Genomic DNA, 20,759 nt, shown 5'->3' with positions numbered 1-20,759 from the left:
TCCCCCCTCTCTATCGCAGCTTCGGGTCGAGTGCGTCTCGTACGGCATCGCCGATCATGACGAAGCTCAGGACCGTGATGCTCAGGAAGACCGCCGGGAAGATCAGCGGTTCCGGAGCCATCAGGAACCTGTTGCGCGCGTCGGCGATCATCAGACCCCACGAGATGTTGGGCGACTGGATGCCGACACCGAGGAACGACAGCGCCGCCTCGCCCGCGATGAACACGCCCAGGTTCATCGTGCAGACCACGATGACGGGCGCCAGCGCGTTGGGCAGGATGTGCCGCACCGACAGGCGCCACGGGCTCGCGCCCAGCGCACGCGCCGCGGTGACGTAGTCCTGGTTCTTGGCGGTGATGACGGCCGCGCGCATGATGCGCAGCACCATCGGCCAGGCCAGGATCGCCAGCGCGATCACGACCGTCCAGACGCCCGCCTGGTCCCTTCCGACGACCGACAGCAGCAGCAGCGCGCCGAGGATCGAGGGGATGGCGAAGAAGATCTCGGCCACGCGGGAGAGGATCACGTCGACCCAGTGCCCGTAGAAGCCGGCGATCAGGCCGAGAGCGCCGCCGACCAGGCCGGTCACCAGCGAGGTCAGCACGCCGACCAGGATCGAGACCCGAGCGCCGTGGATGACGCGCGCGTAGGTGTCACAGCCCTGGTTGTCCAGGCCGAACCAGTGGGCCGAGCTGATGCCCTGGCGGGCGTCGGCCAGGTTGCAGGCCGTGGGGTTCTGCGGCGCGAACACCCCGGGGAAGATCGCCATCAGGATCAGCACGACCGCGATGAACGAGCCGATCACGAAGACCTTGTTCCTGCGCAGGTCGTACCAGGCGTCAGACCAGAGGCTGGCCGGCTTCTTCTCCTTCGGCTTCCTGCGCGAGGGCGCCTTGGGCGCCGTGACGGTGTTCAGGTCACTCATAGCGGATCCTGGGGTCGAGGACGGCGTACAGCAGGTCGACGATGAGGTTCGCGAGCAGGTAGACCAGGACGAGAACCGTGACGATGCCGACCACGACGGCGTTCTCACGCCGTGCGACCGACTGGAAGAGCTGCTGGCCGATCCCGTTCAGGTTGAAGATCGCCTCGGTGATCACCGCGCCACCCATCAGTGAGCCGAGGTCGGCGCCCAGATAGGTGATCAGGGGGATCAGCGAGTTGCGCAACGCGTGCCTGCCGAGGACCCTCCGGCGCGGCATGCCCTTGGCGATCGCCGTGCGGATGTAGTCGGCCCTCAGGGTCTCCATGAGGCTGGTTCTGGTGAGCCGGACCAGGTAGGCGATCGACGTGCCCGCGAGTACGAAGCCCGGCACGAGGAAGCTCCGCCACCCCGCGTCGGTGCCCGAGATGGGGAAGAAGTCGATGCCCAGGGACGTCTTGAGCTTGACGCCGAGAACGAGCTGCAGGACGAAGCCGCTCACCAGGGTGGGCACCGACACCAGCAGCAGCGTCAGGGCCAGGATGCTGTAGTCCTCCCAGCGGCCGCGGCGCAGAGCCGCGAGCAGACCGAGACCGAGACCGACGATCCCCTCGATGACGAGAGCCGTCAACGCGAGCTGGATGGTGACCCCGAACTTGCCCGCGAACAGATCATTGACCTGGACGCCCTGGAAGGTCTCACCGAAGTCGCCGACGAAGACGCCGGTGATGTAGTGCCAGTACTGCACGATCAGCGGATCGTTGAGCCCGTACTGCTCACGCAGCTGCGCCGCGAGCACGGGGTCGATGCGTCGTTCACCGCCCAGGATGGCCACGGGATCGCCGGGCAGGGCATAGACGGTGCAGAAGATGAGAAATGTGGAACCCAGCAGAACAGGGATCGCCTGGAGCAGGCGCCTGATCGCATAGCGGCCCATGATGTCTCCCGATCATTGCGAAGGGCAGCCCGGCAACCTCCCGGGCTGCCCTCAGTTGTCAGGGCCCCTCCGGCAGGCATCTGGTGGACGCCTACCGGAGAGTGCGGGTCATGGTCAGGAAGCCCGCTCGACCTTGGCGAGGTCGATCCGCTCGAACGGGTCGATGGTCACGTTCTTGACGTTCTGCGAGTAACCACCGTTGGTCTGGTAGAAGTACACCGGCACGTACGGCATGTCCTTCACCAGCATGTCAGCGGCCTGCTGGTAGAGCTTGACGCCTTCCTGGTCGCTCTTGGCGGAGTCGCCCTGGACGAGCAGGTCGTCGAAGTCCTTGTTCGAGTAGCGGCCGTGGTTGGAGCTACCGCCGGTGCCGAAGATCGGGCGGAGGTAGTTCTCGATGGACGGGTAGTCCATGATCCAGGCCATGCGGAAGGCACCGCCGACCTTGCCCTTGTCCAGCTCGTCCAGGATGGACGCGAAGGACTCGTAGGGCTCGGCCTTCACGTCGACGCCCAGGTTCTGGCGCAGGTTGTTGGCGGCGGCCTCGATCCACTCCTTGTGGCCGCCGTCACCGTTGTAGGAGAGGGTGATGGGGCCCTTGCCGCCACCGTTCTTCTCCCACAGCTCCTTGGCCTTGGCGGGGTCGTAGACGCACGCGTCGCAGGCGCCCTTGCGGTAGCCGGCCACGACGGGGCTGACGAAGTCGTCGGCCGGCACGCGGGTGCCGGAGAAGACCTGCTCCGTGATGGTCTTCCTGTCGATGGCCATCGAGACGGCCTTGCGCAGCTCGACGTTCTTGGCCCACGCCTCGCCGTTCTTGGTGTTGAAGCCGAAGTAGCCCACACCGGAGGACGCCTGCTCGATGTAGCGGTCACCCAGCTCCTGCTTGGCGGTGGCGATGGCCTCGGGCGGCAGCTGGTCCATGATGTCCAGGTTGCCGGCGCGCAGCTCGTTCCACGAGGTGCCCTTGTCGCTGGAGATCTTGAAGTCGACCGCGTCGATCTTCGCCTTGCCCTCGACGAACTCGTCGTAGCGCACGACGGAGATGGTGGTGTCCGTCGCGAGCTTGAACGGCTTGGCCATCTTGAAGGGGCCGTTGCCGACGGGGCTCTCGCCGAACTCCTTCTTGATGCCACCGTTGCCGTCGAAGGCGACGGAGGGCATCGGCATGAAGGTGGTGTAGCCGAGCATCGTCTTGAAGCCGGAGTAGGAGTGCGCCAGCGTGACGGTGAAGGTCTTGTCGTCGACGACCTTGAGGCCCGCGAGGGTCTTGGCCTTGGGCTCGGGGGCCTTCTGCGGGCCCTCCTCGCCGTCGGGGTCGGCGGGGGCGACGTCCTCGTAGCCCTGGACGGCGGAGAAGAAGTGGCCGCCTTCCTGGACGTTGGGGCCGTAGGCGGCGGCGTTCCACGCGTCGACGTAGCTCTTGGCGGTGACGGCCTCGCCGTTGTGGAACTTGTAGCCGTCCTTCAGCTTGATCGTCCAGACCTTGGACTCGGCGTCAGGCTCGATGGACTCCGCGCCACGAAGGATCACGTTCTTGTCCTTGTCGTAGTCGACAAGGCCGACGAACAGCGCGTTCAGCACCTCGGCACCACTGGTGTCATTGGTGTTGATGGGGCTCAGCTCGTGCTGGGGCTTGGCGATATCAACCGTGACCGGCTTGGCTGAGGATCCGCTGCCCTTGTCGTTGCCGGCCGTCCCACCGCCGCCGCTACCACACGCGGCGACTGCGACGGCCAGCAGCGCGGTACCGGCGACGATCTGTGCGCCCTTAGTAACACGCATTAGTAGATTTTCCTCCCTCTACAGGTGGGCGTAAGCGCTGAGCTGCGAAGTCCTAGGCAGCCTGACGGAGGGTCCTTGTCAATCCCCCGGGTTTGGCTGACATGGTCAAACCAGCTGACGCCCTGCCAGTCGATCGCGACTATCCCTCACTACTTGCCACCAGCGAGTCTCTGGCACATTGCAGTTCGGTCACACGTCTGCGCGCTCAGCGTCACACCCATCCGCCCACCGGCCGAAGGGAACCCTTTATGGGGACAAACCGGTCACGAGGGGATGAGTAAGGCGCCTGAACTGTCGAGTCAAATTACACCTCATCGGACAGTGCTCTCACCGCGCTCACACCGCGAGCGCTCCTGGGCTACCGTTGACCAAGTCTTGGGAGGCACCTGGAACCCGTCTCCCCCAAGACGACGTCCAAGTCTCTGTGGTAAACCGCCGCCCGAAGCACCTCACCTACCTGGATCCAATAGAGTCCATGCCATGAGCCAGCCGGAATCCGCTGTCGCGGACGCCCAGGCGGGCGGCCGCAGCGGGGAGCCGCTGAGCAAGCTCGCCAAGCGATACGGGCTTCGTCGTGCCATCGCACGACCGAGGTTCCCCGCCTACCTGCGCCAGTTGTGGGAGCGGCGGCACTTCATCATGACGTACGCGACCTCGCGCAACGTCTCGAAGTACAGCAGCTCGGCGCTCGGCCAGCTGTGGCAGGTGCTCACACCGCTGCTGAACGCCGGCATCTACTACGTGATGTTCGGCCTCATCCTGGGCGGCAAGGGCAACATCCACAACTACCCCGCCTTCCTGCTGACGGGGATGTTCGTCTTCACCTACACGCAGCGGTCGGTGACGGCGGGCGCCAAGTCGATCTCCGGCAACCTCTCGCTGATCAGGGCGCTCCACTTCCCCCGGGCCGCGCTGCCCCTGGCGTACACGATCCAGGAGCTCCAGCAGCTCGCCATCTCCATGGGCATCCTGCTCGCGATCGTCGTGGCCACGGGTGAGTTCCCCACGTGGTTCTGGCTGATGATCCCCGTCGTGCTGGTGTTGCAGACGATGTTCAATGTCGGGGCGAGCCTCGTCATGGCCCGCGTCGGCTCCTCCATGCGCGACATGAACCAGCTGCTGCCCTTCATCATGCGCACCTGGCTCTACGCCTCCGGTGTGTTCTTCTCCATCCAGGAGAAGGTGGTCGGCGCCGCGAAACTGCCCCAGTGGGTGGCCAACGTCATGTACGCGAACCCGGCCGCCTCCTACATCGAGTTCATGCGCGACATCCTGATCCCTGGCCACCCCGTGCCGACGTGGGCTTGGATGAGCTGCGTATTCTGGGCGGTGTTCGCACTCGCCTTCGGCTTCTGGTACTTCTGGCGCGCCGAGGAGAGGTACGGCCGTGGCTGAGCTGACGGAGGAGCTGTCCCAAGTGAAGGCTGAGGAGCCCGGCGTCCCCGACAAGGACGTCAGGGTGCACCCCAACCCGGAGCCTCCCGCTCCCACGACGGGTACGCCGACCGTCATCGTCGACGACCTCCACATCGTCTACCGCGTCTACGGTGCCACCTCGGACCACGAGAAGGGCAACGCGGTCAACGCCCTCATGCGCCTCGTGAAGCGCCAGGGGCGGCCGCAGATGAAGGAGGTCCACGCCGTCAAGGGCGTGACCTTCGTGGCCTACCACGGCGACGCCATCGGCATCGTGGGCCGCAACGGCTCGGGCAAGTCGACGCTCCTGCGGGCCATCGCGGGCCTGCTGCCGCCGCACGAGGGCGCCGTCTACACCGACGGCCAGCCGTCGCTGCTCGGCGTCAACGCGGCCCTCATGCGCGAGCTGACCGGCGAGCGCAACATCGTGCTCGGCTGCTACGCCATGGGCATGACCCCCGGGCAGGTCAAGGAGGCGTACGACGAGATCGTCGACTTCTCCGGCATCGGGGAGTTCGTGCAGCTGCCCATGTCCACCTACTCCTCCGGCATGGGCGCCCGGCTGCGCTTCGCCATCTCCTCGGCCAAGACGCACGACGTGCTCCTGATCGACGAGGCGCTGGCCACGGGCGACAGGGAGTTCCGCAAGAAGAGCGAGAAGCGGATCAAGCAGATCCGCGAGTCCGCCGGCACGGTGTTCCTGGTAGCCCACGATCTCAAGGTGATCGAGGAGACCTGCAACAGGGTCATCTGGCTGCACAAGGGCAAGATCAGGATGGACGGCGATCCCAAAGAGGTCATCGCCGCCTACAACAAGGGCTGACCCTCGGGGCCGGAGAGCACGGCCCGCAGCCTCTCCGGTGACACCGGGATGCCGATCATCGTCTCCGCCCCCGCCCGGGTGGAAGATGGGGAAGGTAAGCCCGAACTCACCGGAGGTGCATCTTGCCCGCAAGGCCACCTATCCCCTATGACTTCCTGCCCGAAGTCCCCGCCCTGACCGTCGAGAGCGATGACGTCCGCGACGGAGAGCGCCTCCCCGACGCCCACGTGTTCGACGACTGGGGCATGACGGGCCAGAACCTCTCACCGCACCTGCGCTGGTCCGGCGCCCCCGAGGGCACCAGGAGCTACGCCGTCACCTGCTACGACCCCGACGCCCCCACGGGCAGCGGCTTCTGGCACTGGCTCCTGTTCGACGTCCCCGCCGACGTCACCGAACTGCCCACGGGCGCGGGCGCCGCCGACGCCAAGCTCGGCACCCAGGCGCGCAACGACTTCGGCACCAAGGCGTACGGCGGCGCCGCACCGCCTCCCGGCCACCCGCACCGGTACCTGTTCGCCGTGCACGCGCTCGGCGTCGAGTCGCTGGGCGTCGACGCCGACGCTCCCGCGGCGGTCGTCGGCTTCAACATCACCGCGAACACGCTGGCCAGAGGCTTTATCGCACCTGTGTACGAAACCTGAGCGACTCAGGAGGCAAAGGCCTGACACCGCCATCGCCGTTCCGATATGATTCGAACGCTGTTTCGAGCTGAGGAACATGATGGAGTGGGGGCGCGCGATGCGAGAGCTGTCGACCGCGATTGACCACCTGGCCATCGAGGATCCGTCTGAGATCCCCAGGGCCGAGCTCGCCGAGCAACTGATCGAGCTGCACTGGCAGATGGCCAGGCTTCAGGCCCAGATCGCCCGTCGCACGGGCGTCCGCATCACCTGACCGACACCCGCGCCCCTCCACCGCCGAGGGCCGGGCCGCAGACCCCGCACATGACGAGACCGGTGGCCTGAACCAGGCCACCGGTCTCGTGAAGCCGACCGTGATCACCATGTCGCGGAAGTACGTCGAGGAAGGAGGAAGCCGCGGCCATCGGGTGAGCCGATCGGCAGGTGGTCCGTCCCGTGAGCCCATGGCCCACGCCCGCCGGCCGAGTCGGCCCGCCCGGGGCCGCCGCTTCTTTCCCATCTCGCGATCGCCACGCTCGCCTGCCCGACGTCCGTCCCATCGTCGTCGAAGGCTTCGTGGTGTCACGGGCGCCGTTGCGGCGCGGAAGGGACACTCACGGGAGCGTCCCTTCGACAGGCCCCTGCCACGCACATGGGGAGGCGCTCGGCGTGGCTTGCCGTACGGGGTCGCATCCATCCGCACAGGCTCTGACGCGCGGTCCCGGTCCCGCCAAGCTCCGGAGAGGATCGTGCCCGCGGTCAGGTGTGCTGGATGCGACGCCCCAGGGGAGCCATCGCGCGGCGAGCCATGGGCACCGTACGGCCCGTCGCGGCGCGCGCCCTCCGATGTCAGTGCTGGGCGGCGAGGTCGGTCGTCTGAGCGACCGACTCGGTGACCGCGCCCTGCGTCTCGCTGGCCGAGCTGATCCCCCTGTTGGCGTTGTTGTCGACGACGTCGGTGGCGGCATCGACGAGCGGGGCGATCTCGTCGATGGAGAGGGCGCCCACGAGGCCGGGCAGCGACTCCATGACCGGCGCGGCCTCGGCCGGCGTCGCCTCGCGGACCGCGGGTGCCAGCTCGACCCTTTCCGCCTCGGTCTGGACCGGCTCGACGGCGCCGTGCGAGGCCGCCTCCTGCTCCCTCAGGCCCAGGAAGGTGCCCCGGTCGGCGGGAGAGGTCGAGCTGGACGAGCTGCTGGAGCTGGAGCTGGAGCTGCTGGAGCTGGAGCTGCTGGCGGCGTCCTGGCGGTCCGCGACACCGAACAGCTCGGCCGCGACGCTGTCCTCCGGCATCGAAGCGCGGACGACCTCGCTCGGGCTGCCCTTCATGACCGCCTGGAGGAGCCGGTCGACCGAGTCCATGGGCCCGTCGAGATCGAGGCCGTGCGAGGCCACAGGGACCTCGTGACCGTTGAGGAGGACGCCGCTCCCGGCCACCGGGCCGGTTCCGTCGATGCCGTTCTCCGAGACCACCCGTACACCGTCGGTGACCACTGCGCTGTGGCGGAGCCCTGCCGTCGCGTCCGTTCCGGAGAAGGACACGTCGATGCCTCCCCCGGCGGAGCGGTAGGAGTTGTCGGCCTGGGCGGGCACGGCCACGGCCGCGGCGAGCCCGCAAATGGCGACGGCTACCGCCGCCTTGATAATACGGTTCATGATTGCCTTCCCGGCTCTTATTCGATTCGCGTTGTTCGCCATTCGAATCGCGATTCGAAGTCCCCCGAAAGCCGGCGTGCGCGCTATGGCGCCATACGGAGCGCGCACCGCCCGACTGAGCTACCGAGGCAGTTCTATCACCACCTCGAGCGGGCGGGATCGCCGTGAAACCCGGAGGCCACCGTTGCTGGGGCTCCAGCTCGGGATCAAGCGGGCGGCTGACAAGTCCGGACATGGGGAGGGTGGATTTCGGATATTCCCCCGACGCCCAGTCAGTCGATCAATGGAGTCCCACCGGCCCGGTACAACGGCTCGGAAAACAAATGTCCCGGGCCGGGGGTTCAGATTTTTCTGTTGCTGGATATCCGCTTGACCGCTCAGGCCGACAGGAGAGCTTCCTGCGCGGCCGTCTCCCACGGGAAGCGATCGGCGAAGGCCGGCCGCAGGTCCGTCAGCCACGCGGCCTGCGGGTCATAGCGGGCGAAGAACGGCCTGCCGACCAACGAGGGGTCCCGCGACTGGATGAGGTGGAGCACGAAGACCTTCTGCCCCGCGATCTCGGTGACGCCGTCGACACAGACCTTGCCGGGCGTCGCGGACATCGAAGGCCCCCGCACCGTACGGCAGAGCCCCGACACCGAGGCGTATGCGTCCCTGAAGACCTCGTACGCCTGGGCGAGCGGCACGGCGAAGTAGTCCTGGGGACCCGTGTCCCGCTCGACGAACATGTAGTAGGGGATCATCCCCATCCCGAGCTGCTGCCGCCACATCGACGACCACACCTCGGGATCGTCGTTGATGGACCTGATCAGCGGCGCCTGCGTGCGGATGGTCGCCCCTGAGCCGAGGATGCGGGAGACCGCCTGCGAGACCAGCGGCGACGCCAGTTCGCGCGGGTGGGAGAAGTGGGACATGAACGCGAGGTTCTTGCCCGCCTCGACCACCTGCTCGAACAGGCGCAGCGTGTCGTCGGCGTCGGGATCGGTGGTGAAGCGCTGCGGCCAGTAGGCCAGGGACTTGGTGCCTATCCGGATCGACTCCAGCTGCTCGACCTCGAGCAGCGGCTCGACGTAGCGCCTGAGCACGGACTCGCCCATGATCATCGGGTCGCCGCCGGTCAGCAGCACGCTCGTGACCTCAGGATGCTCGCCCAGGTAGGCCACGAGCTGTTCGACGTCGTCGGAGGCGAACTTCAGGTCCGCGTCGCCCACGAACTGCGCCCACCTGAAGCAGTAGGTGCAGTAGGCGTGACACGTCTGCCCCTGCTTAGGGAAGAAGAGTACGGTTTCGGGATATTTGTGCTGCATGCCCGGCACGGGCTCCTTGCCGATGCGCGGCACGTTGAGAGAGAGCTGCCCCGCCGGATGCGGGTTGAGCTTCATCCGCACCCGGTTGGCCTCGGCCTGGATCTCCGCGTTCGGCGCCTCGGCCTTCAGCAGGTCGGCGAGCCTGTCCACATCGGGGCTCGGCAGCATGTCCGCCTGCGGGAAGACCAGGCGGTAGATAGGGTCGTCGGGCGCGGCCGACCAGTCGATGAGTTCATCCACGACGTAGGCGTTGGTCCGAAAGGGCAAGACTGTCGCCACCGCCCTCACCTTCAGCCGCTGGGTCTCATCGAGGCCCGCCCGGAGAAGGAGCTCGTCCAGATGCTTGGAGGTGTAGGCCTTGAAGCGTCGCGTTCCCGCTTGGTTCAAGATCACTAGGCCTTTCCCATCTTTTTTGTTCGATCGGATGTAAACCTGTGAACCCTGTCGCGCGTCTAGGGGCTCTTATACCCGGACGCGGCCAGGACACGTTCTGGTTCCACAGAAACCCAAGTTTCTGCCGAGCTTCGGTCACTCGCGACATATCGCGAAGGGACATACACTGGCGGATTGTGACCGACGACGCAGCAATGCGAGCCTCCGACGCCGACCGCGACCGCGTCGCAGCCGTCCTCGGGGAGGCCCTCGCCACCGGCCGACTCACCAGCGTCGAGCACGCCGACCGCCTCGAGGCCGCCTACACGGCCAAGACCGTCGGCGAGCTCGTCCCCATCACCCACGACCTCCCCGACATCGCGACCTCCGCCAGACCCGCGCTGGTCGAACAGCAGACCGTGAACGCGGTCTTCAGCAAGGTCATCCGCAAGGGCCGCTGGGTGGCCTCACGGCACACCAGGCTGAGCGCCACCTTCGGCGCCCTCATCATGGACCTGTCCGACGCCGTCCTGCCCGGCAGGGAGATCACGATCGAGGCCGACGCCCGCTTCAGCAAAATGATCATCAGAGTCCCCGAGAACGCACACGTCATCGACGAGGGCGCGTCGATGTTCGGCAAGCGCAACGTCTCGGGCGGATCGGGCGGCGACGGCCCGCTGATCCGGGTCACGGGACGATCCATGTTCGCCAAGGTCATCGTGGCCCGAGGGGTCACTGACTGGAACCTGGCATAACAACCATACGATTCGAACTGTGCCAGAGCCCGAACCGCCGATAGCGCTCGACGCCATGGGCGGCGACCACGCGCCATACGAGATCGTGGCCGGCGCCGTGCACGCGGTCAGGGAGCGCGGCCTGCCGATCGTCCTGGTCGGCTCGCCGCGCGTGCTCTACGAGTCGCTGGCCGACCACGACGCCACCTCCGAGATCCCGATCGTGCGGGCCGAGGAGGCTCTCGCCATGGACGAGGGCGCGCTCGCCAGCCTGCGCCGTCCCCGCTCCAGCATCGCGGTCGCCTGCCACCTGCTCAGGCGGGGCGACGCCTCCGCCGTGGTGTCGGCCGGTTCGACCGGCGGCGTCGTCGCCACCGGCAAGCTCCGGCTCAAGGCCCAGCAGTCGGTGCTCAGGCCCGCCCTCGCCGTCGCCCTCCCCACCAGGCCCAGGCCCACGATCCTGCTCGACGCCGGCGCCAACGCCGAGGTCAAGCCGGAGATGCTGGTGCAGTTCGCGCACCTGGGCTCCGCCTACGCCGAAACCGCCTACGACGTCCGCGACCCCCGCGTCGGCCTGCTCACCATCGGCTCCGAACCCGAGAAGGGCACCAAGCTCGTCAAGCGCGCGCACGAGTTGCTGCGTGCCGCCCCCGGCATCGACTTCCTCGGCAACATCGAGGGCCACGACCTGCTGACCGGCGAGGCCGACGTCATCGTGACCGACGGCTTCACCGGCAACGTCGCGCTCAAGACCATGGAGGGTGCCGTCCGCTACGCCTTCACCGAGCTGCGCGAATCCATCAACACCAGCACGATCGCCAGGATGGGCGCCCTCATGCAGCGGGCCCGCCTGCGGGAGCTGTCCCACCGGCTCGACTCCGAGGCGTACGGCGGCGCCGCCCTGCTCGGGCTGAACGGCACGGTCGTCATCGCCCACGGCGCCGCCAAGGCGGCCGCCGTCAGCGCCGCGTGCCAGCTCGCCGCCACCCTGTCCCGCCGGGGCATCGTCAGCCGCATCGGCGAACGCCTGGCCGCAGGCCACCGTCCCCACCGGCTATGGTGATCTTTACCACGATATTCGGGGGGATCGCGTGGAAGGCCTGACATCTGCCCAGGTGGCAGTAGCCAAGAAGAACACCGTCCCGCGCAGGACGAGCCGATCGCTGTCGGCGATCATCAGAGCCAACGTCTTCACGTTCTTCAACCTGGTGATCGGCGTGCTGTGGGCACTCATCCTGATCTTCGGTCAGTGGCAGGACAGCCTGTTCGGCCTGGTGATCGTGGCCAACTCGATGATCGGCATCGTCCAGGAACTCCGGGCCAAACGCACGCTCGACAGGCTCGCCGTGGTGAACGAGGCACCCGTCACCGTCAGGAGGGACGGCAGGGACGAGCTCGTCCACCCCGAGGAGATCGCGCTCGGCGACGTGATCCTGCTCGGACCGGGCGACCGGGTGCTGGTCGACGGCGAGGTCGTCGCCGCCCAAGGTCTGGAGATCGACGAGTCGCTGCTCACCGGCGAGGCCGACCCCGTCCACAAGAAGCCCGGCGATCAGATGCTGTCCGGCAGCTTCGCCGTCGCGGGCTCCGGCGCGTTCGTCGCGACGAAGGTCGGCGAGGACGCCTACGCCGCCGTGCTCACCCGGCAGGCCAGCAGGTTCTCCCTCGCCCACTCCGACCTGCGCGACGGCGTCGCGAAGTTCATCAAGTACATCACCTGGCTGGTCATCCCGATCGGCGCCCTGCTGATCTACAGCCAGCTGCGCCACAACGAGGACTTCGGTTCGGCCATCACCGGCGCCGTCGCCGGCATCGTCACCATGATCCCCGAAGGCCTGGTACTGATGACCAGCATCGCCTTCGCCGTCGGCGTCGTACGGCTCGGCCAGCGCGACGCCCTCGTCCAGGAACTGCCCGCCATCGAAGGCCTGGCCAGAGTGGACGTCCTGTGCGTCGACAAGACCGGCACCCTCACCGCCGGCGGCATGGACGTCGACGAGGTGATCCCACTGCGCCAGGACGCCCCCGTCGGCTCCGCCCTCGCCGCGCTGGCCCACGCCGACCCCCGCCCCAACGCCACCGCCCAGGCCATCCAGGCCTGCTACCCCGAGGCGCCCGGCTGGACCAGCACCGACATCGTGCCGTTCTCGTCGGCCCGCAAGTGGAGCGGCGCCACCTTCGACGGCCACGGCACCTGGTCGCTCGGCGCCCCCGACGTGCTGCTCCCACCGGGCACCCAGGAGTACGGCACCGCCGCGACGCTGGCCGCCACCGGCGCCCGCGTGGTCGCGCTCTGCCGTACCGAGAACAGGGAGCCCGTCGCGCTGATCACCCTCAAACAGCGGATCAGGCCCGACGCCCGCGAGACGCTCAAGTACTTCGCCGAGCAGGGCGTCACCGTCAAGGTCATCTCCGGCGACAACCCCGACGCGGTGTCGGCCATCGCCACCTATCTCGACATCCCCGGCGGCGACAGGGCCGTCGACGCCAGGACCCTCCCCTCGGACGACGACGAGAAGCTCGCCGAGATCCTGGAGAGCCACACCGTCTTCGGCAGGGTCACCCCGCAGCAGAAGAGGCTGTTCGTCGCGGCGCTCCAGTCGCGCGGCCACACCGTGGCGATGACCGGCGACGGCGTCAACGACGTGCTCGCGCTCAAGGACGCCGACCTCGGCATCGCGATGGGCGCGGGCAGCCCCGCCACCAAGGCCGTCGCCCAGGTCGTGCTGCTGGACAACAAGTTCGCCTCGCTGCCGGAGGTCGTCGCCGAGGGGCGCAGGGTGCTCGCCAACATCGAGCGGGTGTCGAACCTCTTCCTCACCAAGACCTTCTACGCCATCGCGCTGTCGCTCGTGGTCGGCGTCCTCGGCATGGTGTTCCCGTTCGCGCCCCGGCACTCGACCCTGGTCAACGCGCTGACCATCGGCGTCCCCGCCCTGTTCCTCGCGCTCGGCCCCACGGCCGAGCGGTCCCTGCCGGGGTTCGTGCCGCGCGTGCTCCGCTTCGCCGTACCGGCGGGGCTGATCACCGGGGCCGGCGTGATCCTCTCCTTCTCCGCCGCGGGCGGCGACCGCACCGCGGCGGTCGTCACGCTCTTCCTCGTCACCTGGTGGGTGCTCATCCTCATCGCCAGGCCGCTCAACGCCTGGAAGATCATGCTGGTCGGCGCGATGGCGATTCTGTTCGCCCTCGCGCTCGCCATCCCCTTCACCCGCGCGTTCTTCGAGCTCGGGACGGGCGGTTGGACGGCCGTCGGAATCTCCGCCGCGGCCGCGGCAGGCATCAGCATCGCGGTCAAGCTCACCGGTACCCTTAGAACATGACCGACCCGCAGATAGTGCTCACCGAGCGCGTCCAGCAGGCGCTGGCCCACGCGTTCGGTCCCGAGTACGCCGACGCAGACCCGCTGATCCGGCCCTCCCAGTTCGCCGACTTCCAGGCGAACGTCGCGATGAGCCTGGCCAAGCGCCTGCGACGAGCCCCGCGGGAGGTCGCACAGGAGATCGCCGACCAGCTCGCCGACTTCCCCGGCACCGTCGAGGTCAGCGGTCCCGGCTTCCTCAACATCGCCCTGTCCGACGACTGGGTCACCGAGCAGGCCGCCGAGATGCTCGCCGACCCGCGCACCGGCGTCGGCACCGCCACGCCGCCCCAGCGCGTGGTGATCGACTACTCCGCGCCCAACGCGGCCAAGGAGATGCACGTCGGCCACCTGCGCACCACGATCGTGGGCGACGCCATGGCCCGCGTCTACGAACACCTCGGCAGCACCGTCATCCGCCAGAACCACCTCGGCGACTGGGGCACGCCGTTCGGCATGCTCATCGAGCACCTGCTCGACATCGGCGAGGACGCCGCCGTCGCCCAGCTCGAAGCCGGCCAGGGCACCGAGTACTACCAGGCGGCCCGCGCCCAGTTCGACAGCGACGAGTCCTTCAAGGCCCGCTCCCGGCAGCGGGTCACCACGCTGCAGTCGGGCGACCCCGAGACCATGCGGCTGTGGCACGTCTTCATGGACGCCACCATCCGCTACTTCGACAAGGTCTACGCGATGCTCGGCGTCACGCTCACCGACGCCGACATCGCGGGCGAGAGCATGTACAACGCGATGCTCGAGAAGACCTGCGACGATCTGGAGTCCATGGGCGTCGCGACCATGAGCGAGGGCGCGCTCTGCCTGTTCCCGCCCGGGTTCACCGGCTCCGACGACAAGCCGCTCCCGCTGATCATCCGCAAGAGCGACGGCGGTTACGGCTACGCCTCGACCGACATGGCCGCGATCCGCTACCGGGTCGACGACCTCAAGGCCGACCGTGTCCTCTACGTCGTCGGCGCCGACCAGGCGCTCCACTTCCGCATGGTCTTCGCCGCCGCCAGGCAGGCCGGATGGCTGCCCGACACGGTCTCCGCCGAGCACGTCCAGATCGGCATGATGCTCGGCAAGGACGGCCGCCGCTTCAAGACCCGCTCCGGCGAGTCGGTCAAGCTGACGGACCTGCTCCAGGAGGCCGTCGACCGCGCGTCCGCGGCCATCGCCGACCGCGGCTACGACGACGAGACCAAGGCCGAGATCGCCCACGCGGTGGGCATGGGCGCGGTCAAGTACGCCGACCTGTCGATCAGCCACGACAGCGAGTACGTCTTCGACTTCGACCGCATGCTCGGCTTCTCCGGCAACACCGGTCCCTACATGCAGTACGCCACGGCCAGGATCCGCTCCATCTTCCGCAAGGCCGCCGTCGAGCCCGAGAACGCGCACGGCCCGATCGTCCTCGGTGTACCCGCCGAGCGCGCGCTCGCCCTGCACCTGCTCGGCTTCGGCGCGGTCGTCGACCAGGTCGCCGACCTGGTCGAGCCGCACCGGCTCGGCGCCTTCCTGTTCGAGACGGCCAGCCTCTTCAGCACCTTCTACGAGGAGTGCCCGGTCCTCAAGGACGAGGTCGACGCCGACACCCGCGCCTCCAGGCTCGCCCTGTGCGCGCTGACCCTGCGGGTGCTCGAAACCGGCCTCGACCTCCTGGGAGTCCCCGTACCTGATCGCATGTGAGCCATGGGCGCGCCTCCGCAAGGTTGGCGCGCCCCCCGGCTAGGCTTTACGCGGTCATGAAGTGAGGCCGATATTGGGGGAGTTCTCTGCCTTGGCAACGGATCTGACCGCGAGCCCCCAGGCCACCACGGAGCTCCACCGGTACGTCGAGGCACTGCTGGCCAACCTCGCCGCCGACAGCTCCACGCCGCTGGCCGCCCCCACCTTCCAGGACGACGGCTCGTCCTGGCTGCCGCCCGCCGTTCAGGCCCTCGTCACGATCCTCGCCGGCGACGACCCGCTCGAACCGCTGACCAAGGCGGCGACTCGCGACCAGCAGAACACCGCGCTCTTCCTCTGCCTCGCCCTGGCCGTCGCCGGCCATGGCGACCGCATCCACGCCTCATGGCTCGGCACCGCCTTCGGCGCGCTGTCCCTCGAACGGCCCGTCACCCACGGCCAGCGCGCGCTGTGGCTCGCCGCCGCCAGAGGCGCGTACGGCCCGGCCGGCAAGATCTTCGTGCTGCGCAAGCTCGACGCGCTCGCCATCCCCGAGCATGCCGAGGTCAGCGAATGGCTGCAGGCCCTCGTCCCCGGCGAGCCCGCCGTCGTCGTACCCGCCGCACTCGTCGACTTCCCCGAACTCGCCGAGATCCCCGAGCTGGCCAAGCCCGTCCAGGCCGCGGCCAGGCTCGCCAGGCTGCGCGCCCGCTGCACCGAGATCACGTCGACCAGGCAGGCCGACTCCGAGTCGCGCACTCCGCTCATCAACGCCGCCGCCACCCCCGCCACGGCGTGGGCGGAGGAGGAACCGCTGGCCGTCCTACGCTCGATGGCGGGCCTCGGCGGCGCCCCAGGGCCGATGGCCTCGCTCGTCAGTCACCTGCTCGACGACCTGCGCCCCGGCTCCGATCCGTACCTGGCCGCCATCGCCCTGCACGTGGCCGCGCCCATCCTGCGCGGCGTCGCCGAAGGCCTGGCCGCCGACACCGAGCTGGCGCCGCCCGACGCGATCACCGTGCCGGTGCTCGGCCACCCGCTGGTGCTCCACCCCGAGGGCCCCGACGCGACCTCCATGGCCGACGCCGAACGCGAGATCATCGCCGACGGCGTGCCGGACCGCGGGCTGCCCTGGCTCGCCTACGTCTCGCTGGGACTGGCCGTCGCGCTCCTCGTGGCCGCCGTCGTCCTGTGGTGGCCGTTCGCGCTCCTCGGCGCCGCCCTCGCGGGACTGGGCGGATGGCGGCTCTGGCGGCTACGGCAGGCCAAGCTCTCCGACGCCGCATACGTCGAGCAGCGGCTGGCCGAACTCAAAGACCTCGCCGACGGCGCCGTCTGGGCGCTGCACGCCTACGCGCGCGAAGCGGAGGACCGCGCCAAACAGGCGGCAGAGGACACCGCCGAACTCACCCGGCTCCTCCGCCGCGGACCCCGCGCCGCATAGCCGGCCGCGTCACGCGGCACGCCACAAAGCGCACCTGGCCCGAACCTGACATAAGCGCCAGACCAGCCTCCCCAAGGCCGGCCCGGCGCGCAGTCACACACGTCAGGTGTTCTCGATCTCCACATGCGCGGGCGCCAGGAGGAACACCCGGTCCGCGATGCGCTCGATCCGACCCTCGCACCCGTAAGCCAGCCCGGCCGCGAAGTCGACCATCCTGGTGGCCTCCGGCATCGGCATGCCGGTGACATCCATGATGACCGTCTGGCCCTCGCGGAAATGCTGCCCGATCATCGGTGCGTCGTTGTACTTCAGCGGCTGGACCATCACGATCCGTGACGACTCGACGGTGGACCGCCACCGCTTCGCGGCACGCTCCGACGCCGGCATGTACTCGTCTTCGTACTGCTCGTCGTCGTATCCGTCATCGTATTGGTCGATCCCGCCCAGGCCAAGGTAGCTCACCACCTTGCGCACTGCCCCCATCGGCTTGTCCTTTCCTCAGGAACTCACCGTAATCGGCACGTCCCTACACATTGGACGGTAACCGACTCTTTGGCGTTCGCCATGCGACACGCCCAACACTTATTCCATTTTGTACGGCAAGCGTCCTGGTTTCGACTGGATATCTGCCACCTATAGCATCGACGACATGCGCCTGTTCACCGTCGACGCCTTCACTCCCACAGCATTCCAGGGTAATCCTGCCGCTGTCTGCCTCCTGGAGTCACGCGCTTCCGACACTTGGATGCAGTCCGTAGCCGCCGAGATGCGGCTCTCGGAGACGGCGTTCCTGCTCGGTAATTCGTTGCGCTGGTTCACCCCGGTGGCCGAGGTATCGCTGTGCGGACACGCGACCCTGGCCACCGCCCATGTGCTCTATTCCACAGGAGCGGCCACCGGTGAGATCAAATTCACGACGAAGAGCGGAATCCTCACCGTCAATCGCTCCGACGACGGACTCATCTCGATGGATTTCCCCGCCAAAGAAGTGACGCCTGCCACAGTTCCCGACGGACTGGAAAAGGCCCTTGGAGCTGCGGTTGTAGGCGTCGGACACAGCCAGTTGGACCTGCTGGTCGAGCTCGAATCCGAGGAGGCCGTCCGCTCCCTCGACCCCGACATCGCCGCCCTCGAAAGGATCGACGCCCGCGGCGTCATCGTGACCGCCCGCGCCGCCGCGCCCACCCCGGAACCCCCGGCACCCGCCGCCCTGGAAGGCGCCGCCGCCCGCGGCCCGGAAACCCCGGCTTCCGCCGCCCCGGAAGGCGCCGCCGCCCCCGGCCCGCGCCCAACCGGCTCCCCCGCCCCGGACCCGATCTCCGCCGGCCCTGCCGTCGGATCCTCCCCCGCCGTCTCGTATGACTACGTGTCCCGATTCTTCGCCCCACGCGTCGGCGTCCCCGAAGACCCGGTCACCGGCTCGGCCCACTGCGCCCTCGCCCCGTTCTGGTCGGCCCGCCTCGGCCGGGCATCGCTCGTCGGCCGCCAACTGTCGGCCCGCGGCGGCACCATCCGCACCACCGTCCGCGGCGACCGCGTGGACCTGGCCGGCCGAGCCGTCACCGTCCTCTCCGGAACCCTCCACATCACCCCCTAGCCGACCGGCCCCTACGCTCCGAGCCGCCAGTCGTCACACCCTGAGCCCGTCCGGCCATCGCATGCGCACGCCGTCCGAACCTCCATGAGTCCGGCACACCCCCACACCGCAGCACGCTCGCCGCGGGGTAGCAGGAGGCGTAGCAGGTAAGGGTGGTGGAGGGCTTACCAGCGCTCCACCAGATGCTCGCGACCAGACGGCGGATCGTACGGCTCTGGCCAGTAATCGGTGATCCGGCTGATCAGTCCCTGGTCGGAGATCTCGAACCACACGCACGCGTCCTGACGCTCGGCGCCGACGCGCGCGTCGATCAGCGCCGCCGCCTGGCGACCGTCAGCGACCACTTGCCGCACCTGGAGGTGCCAATCGCCGGGATACTCCATGTTGAACTGGAGGAAGGCCGACTTACCACGGATCCGTTCACGGCTCTGTGGCATCTCATACACCACGTCCTCGGCAAGCAGAGCGCCAAAGCCCTCCCAATCACGTCGCTCGGCACTGTCAACGTAGGCATGTACGGCACGACGGGTTCTGATTGTCTCCTCGTCCACGCGTCGGACCCTATATCCGAGCACCGACACTTGATCTGCCGCGTGATGGAGGTCCTCATCCTGAGTGGCGACCGTCTTCGACGGCTTGCAGTACGAGAATCGCCTGGATGATCCCGGTCGCGCGGTGAAGGCAACAGCGCAGGCGAACCAGGATCATCCGCGTCGTGAGTGTGGCCACGGCTCGCTCTCCCATGGCCAACCGGGCGTAGGTGTCGCCGCCTCGCAAGTGAGCCGGTACCAGCAAGGCCTGGCGACCGGCTGTCAGCCTTCTGATCGACTATGAACACACGCAGGCTCCGCTAGGACCAGCGCGCTTACGTCCAACTGAGTTGGGCAAAGCTGCCGCGTAACCCAAGCAGCCGCGATCTCCCCGTCCTCCTCCACCAGTTCACCCAGGATGGAAAGGCTCATGGCGTCAGGCGTGTGTGCCGGCCCAGTGAACCTTCCCAGTCACAGCCCTAGGCGGTCAGAGGACCCGACAGCAGATGTTCCCCCGCGTCGCGATCGCCGTCCCACACCAGGCCGTCGTCGTCAGGAGACATCCGTCCCCACAACATCAGCAGCAATCCCTCCGCCGTGCCCGACACCTTGGCAACGGGCATGCCCTGCCCATACGTCCACGATCGGCCGATGTCAGCGGCATCGAGCCGGAGCGCCTTGTCGGGCAGCTGCGCTCGCCCCCGCACGATCTGGCGCGGCGCCATCACCTCGAACACCTCCGCCACGCCCTCCCCTGCCAACTCCGGATCGAACGGCCGAGCCGTACCGATCGCCCGCTCGGCATCCCAGCGATGCAACAACGCCTCCACGCACCGGCGCCGCTGCCAGAAGCCGACCGTCTCCGGCGGGTGGAACGTCCATGCCTCCCTCGACGGATCGGTGTCCAACGCTTTGAGCAACGTGTCCGACGCCGCATCGAACCACCGAGCCAACCCCGCACGATCCTTCGGCGCCGCGGGCGGCACGTAGTCGCCGCGCCTTTCCGTCACTGCCTTGGCCGCCCACAGGTTCGATCCCCCCAGGTGTTCGGCGAGTTCGCGCAATGTCCAGTCGCCGCAATGCTCGATCGGTGCCGACAGATCACCATCGAGGCACGCTCGGAAGGCACCCAATTCGTGTCGGAGATGTAGAAGAAGATCCATGCCTGGCAACGTAGCCGACCGCTCCGACAGTCCCCCCTCCTGCCAGCCGCCCCCAGCCACAATCCCTCCTCCCACTCCAGCCCCAGGCCCACGACTCTCAGGGGGGTCGTGGGATCTCCTGCGGCACTGTGCCGGCGCGGTGTGGAGGCGCGGTGTGGAGGCGCGGTGTGGAGGCGCGGTGTGGAGGCGCGGTGTGGAGGCGCGGTGTGGAGGCGCGGTGTGGAGGCGCGGTGTGGAGGCGCGGTGTGGAGGCGCGGTGTGGAGGCGCCACGGCCCGTGGACGGGCCGGGCGCACGGGCGTGCCGAATGCCCCCGTAAACGCAGAAAGGCCCCGCCGGGCATAACCCGGCAGGGCCTAACTAACAAGAATTGCGCGGCGGCGACCTACTCTCCCACACCCTCCCGAGTGCAGTACCATCGGCGC

18 protein-coding genes and 1 pseudogene are annotated in these 20,759 nt (G+C 68.2%); 10 read left to right on the top strand and 9 right to left on the bottom strand.

Features of this window, described 5'->3' with window-relative positions; translation table 11 throughout:
- Window positions 1–10: 10 nt before the first annotated feature.
- The 3 genes from ACFSKW_RS47530 to ACFSKW_RS47520 all read right to left on the bottom strand — a co-directional run bounded on the left by ACFSKW_RS47530 (window position 11) and on the right by ACFSKW_RS47520 (window position 3,644).
- Window positions 11–925 (bottom strand): ABC transporter permease, encoded by a 915-nt coding sequence (locus ACFSKW_RS47530; protein WP_379581226.1) that lies wholly within the window; start codon window positions 923–925, stop codon window positions 11–13.
- The gene (locus ACFSKW_RS47525) at window positions 918–1,859 is read right to left on the bottom strand and encodes an ABC transporter permease (protein ID WP_379581225.1); all 942 of its coding nucleotides are present in this window, start codon (window positions 1,857–1,859) and stop codon (window positions 918–920) included. The genes ACFSKW_RS47530 and ACFSKW_RS47525 overlap by 8 nt, the downstream gene beginning before the upstream one ends.
- Before the next feature lie 114 nt (window positions 1,860–1,973).
- Window positions 1,974–3,644 carry a peptide ABC transporter substrate-binding protein gene (locus ACFSKW_RS47520; protein ID WP_379581224.1) on the bottom strand — a complete coding sequence of 557 codons (1,671 nt, stop codon included), beginning with the start codon at window positions 3,642–3,644 and terminating at the stop codon, window positions 1,974–1,976.
- Between the two features lie 480 nt (window positions 3,645–4,124).
- On the opposite strand from ACFSKW_RS47520, the gene ACFSKW_RS47515 reads away from it, so the two are divergent.
- From ACFSKW_RS47515 to ACFSKW_RS47500, 4 genes are all read left to right on the top strand, one after another.
- On the top strand, window positions 4,125–5,039 hold the full coding sequence (locus tag ACFSKW_RS47515; protein WP_379581223.1) for an ABC transporter permease: 915 nt from the start codon (window positions 4,125–4,127) through the stop codon (window positions 5,037–5,039).
- A complete protein-coding gene (locus ACFSKW_RS47510) occupies window positions 5,032–5,883 on the top strand; it encodes an ABC transporter ATP-binding protein (RefSeq protein WP_379581222.1) in 852 nt (283 codons plus the stop codon). Before ACFSKW_RS47515 ends, ACFSKW_RS47510 begins: the two co-directional genes overlap by 8 nt.
- A 122-nt stretch (window positions 5,884–6,005) precedes the next feature.
- On the top strand, window positions 6,006–6,527 hold the full coding sequence (locus tag ACFSKW_RS47505) for a YbhB/YbcL family Raf kinase inhibitor-like protein (protein WP_379581221.1): 522 nt from the start codon (window positions 6,006–6,008) through the stop codon (window positions 6,525–6,527).
- Between the two features lie 97 nt (window positions 6,528–6,624).
- Entirely contained in the window at window positions 6,625–6,780 is a 156-nt protein-coding gene (locus ACFSKW_RS47500) for a hypothetical protein (protein ID WP_192781480.1), read from the top strand.
- Window positions 6,781–7,355: 575 nt separating this feature from the next.
- Here ACFSKW_RS47500 and ACFSKW_RS47495 read toward each other — a convergent pair.
- Together ACFSKW_RS47495 and ACFSKW_RS47490 are read right to left on the bottom strand one after the other, a co-directional pair.
- Window positions 7,356–8,162 carry a hypothetical protein gene (locus ACFSKW_RS47495; protein ID WP_379581220.1) on the bottom strand — a complete coding sequence of 269 codons (807 nt, stop codon included), beginning with the start codon at window positions 8,160–8,162 and terminating at the stop codon, window positions 7,356–7,358.
- 377 nt (window positions 8,163–8,539) lie between these two features.
- Complete coding sequence (locus tag ACFSKW_RS47490; protein ID WP_379581219.1) at window positions 8,540–9,862, bottom strand: KamA family radical SAM protein; 1,323 nt, start codon at window positions 9,860–9,862, stop codon at window positions 8,540–8,542.
- A 176-nt stretch (window positions 9,863–10,038) separates the two neighbouring features.
- On the opposite strand from ACFSKW_RS47490, the gene ACFSKW_RS47485 reads away from it, so the two are divergent.
- The 5 genes from ACFSKW_RS47485 to ACFSKW_RS47465 all read left to right on the top strand — a co-directional run bounded on the left by ACFSKW_RS47485 (window position 10,039) and on the right by ACFSKW_RS47465 (window position 17,045).
- A complete protein-coding gene (locus ACFSKW_RS47485) occupies window positions 10,039–10,596 on the top strand; it encodes a DUF1707 SHOCT-like domain-containing protein (protein WP_379581218.1) in 558 nt (185 codons plus the stop codon).
- Between the two features lie 55 nt (window positions 10,597–10,651).
- The gene (gene plsX, locus ACFSKW_RS47480; RefSeq protein ID WP_379581473.1) at window positions 10,652–11,638 is read left to right on the top strand and encodes a phosphate acyltransferase PlsX; all 987 of its coding nucleotides are present in this window, start codon (window positions 10,652–10,654) and stop codon (window positions 11,636–11,638) included.
- Window positions 11,639–11,690: 52 nt separating this feature from the next.
- Window positions 11,691–13,898 carry an HAD-IC family P-type ATPase gene (locus ACFSKW_RS47475; RefSeq protein WP_379581217.1) on the top strand — a complete coding sequence of 736 codons (2,208 nt, stop codon included), beginning with the start codon at window positions 11,691–11,693 and terminating at the stop codon, window positions 13,896–13,898.
- On the top strand, window positions 13,895–15,622 hold the full coding sequence (gene argS, locus ACFSKW_RS47470) for an arginine--tRNA ligase (RefSeq protein WP_379581216.1): 1,728 nt from the start codon (window positions 13,895–13,897) through the stop codon (window positions 15,620–15,622). The genes ACFSKW_RS47475 and argS overlap by 4 nt, the downstream gene beginning before the upstream one ends.
- A 91-nt stretch (window positions 15,623–15,713) precedes the next feature.
- Window positions 15,714–17,045, top strand: coding sequence for a hypothetical protein (locus ACFSKW_RS47465; protein ID WP_379581215.1), 1,332 nt, complete (start codon window positions 15,714–15,716; stop codon window positions 17,043–17,045).
- A gap of 102 nt (window positions 17,046–17,147) precedes the next feature.
- Here ACFSKW_RS47465 and ACFSKW_RS47460 read toward each other — a convergent pair whose 3' ends face one another.
- Window positions 17,148–17,528, bottom strand: a complete 381-nt coding sequence (locus tag ACFSKW_RS47460) for a cell division protein SepF (RefSeq protein ID WP_379581214.1) — start codon at window positions 17,526–17,528, stop codon at window positions 17,148–17,150.
- A 166-nt stretch (window positions 17,529–17,694) separates the two neighbouring features.
- Here ACFSKW_RS47460 and ACFSKW_RS47455 point away from each other — a divergent pair, with 166 nt between their 5' ends.
- Window positions 17,695–18,642, top strand: coding sequence for a PhzF family phenazine biosynthesis protein (locus ACFSKW_RS47455; protein ID WP_379581213.1), 948 nt, complete (start codon window positions 17,695–17,697; stop codon window positions 18,640–18,642).
- Window positions 18,643–18,806: 164 nt separating this feature from the next.
- Here the strand turns inward: ACFSKW_RS47455 and ACFSKW_RS47450 are convergent, their stop codons facing one another.
- The 3 genes and pseudogenes from ACFSKW_RS47450 to ACFSKW_RS47435 all read right to left on the bottom strand — a co-directional run bounded on the left by ACFSKW_RS47450 (window position 18,807) and on the right by ACFSKW_RS47435 (window position 20,335).
- The gene (locus ACFSKW_RS47450) at window positions 18,807–19,193 is read right to left on the bottom strand and encodes a nuclear transport factor 2 family protein (protein WP_379581212.1); all 387 of its coding nucleotides are present in this window, start codon (window positions 19,191–19,193) and stop codon (window positions 18,807–18,809) included.
- A 55-nt stretch (window positions 19,194–19,248) separates the two neighbouring features.
- Window positions 19,249–19,401, bottom strand: a pseudogene (locus ACFSKW_RS47445) (IS5/IS1182 family transposase); the annotation flags it as partial.
- Window positions 19,402–19,651: 250 nt separating this feature from the next.
- Window positions 19,652–20,335, bottom strand: a complete 684-nt coding sequence (locus ACFSKW_RS47435) for a maleylpyruvate isomerase family mycothiol-dependent enzyme (RefSeq protein WP_379581211.1) — start codon at window positions 20,333–20,335, stop codon at window positions 19,652–19,654.
- Window positions 20,336–20,759 lie beyond the last annotated feature (424 nt).

This window comes from Nonomuraea mangrovi, from assembly GCF_042681425.1.
Lineage (GTDB): Bacteria > Actinomycetota > Actinomycetes > Streptosporangiales > Streptosporangiaceae > Nonomuraea > Nonomuraea mangrovi.
This window is presented reverse-complemented; position numbering and strand designations above follow the sequence as displayed.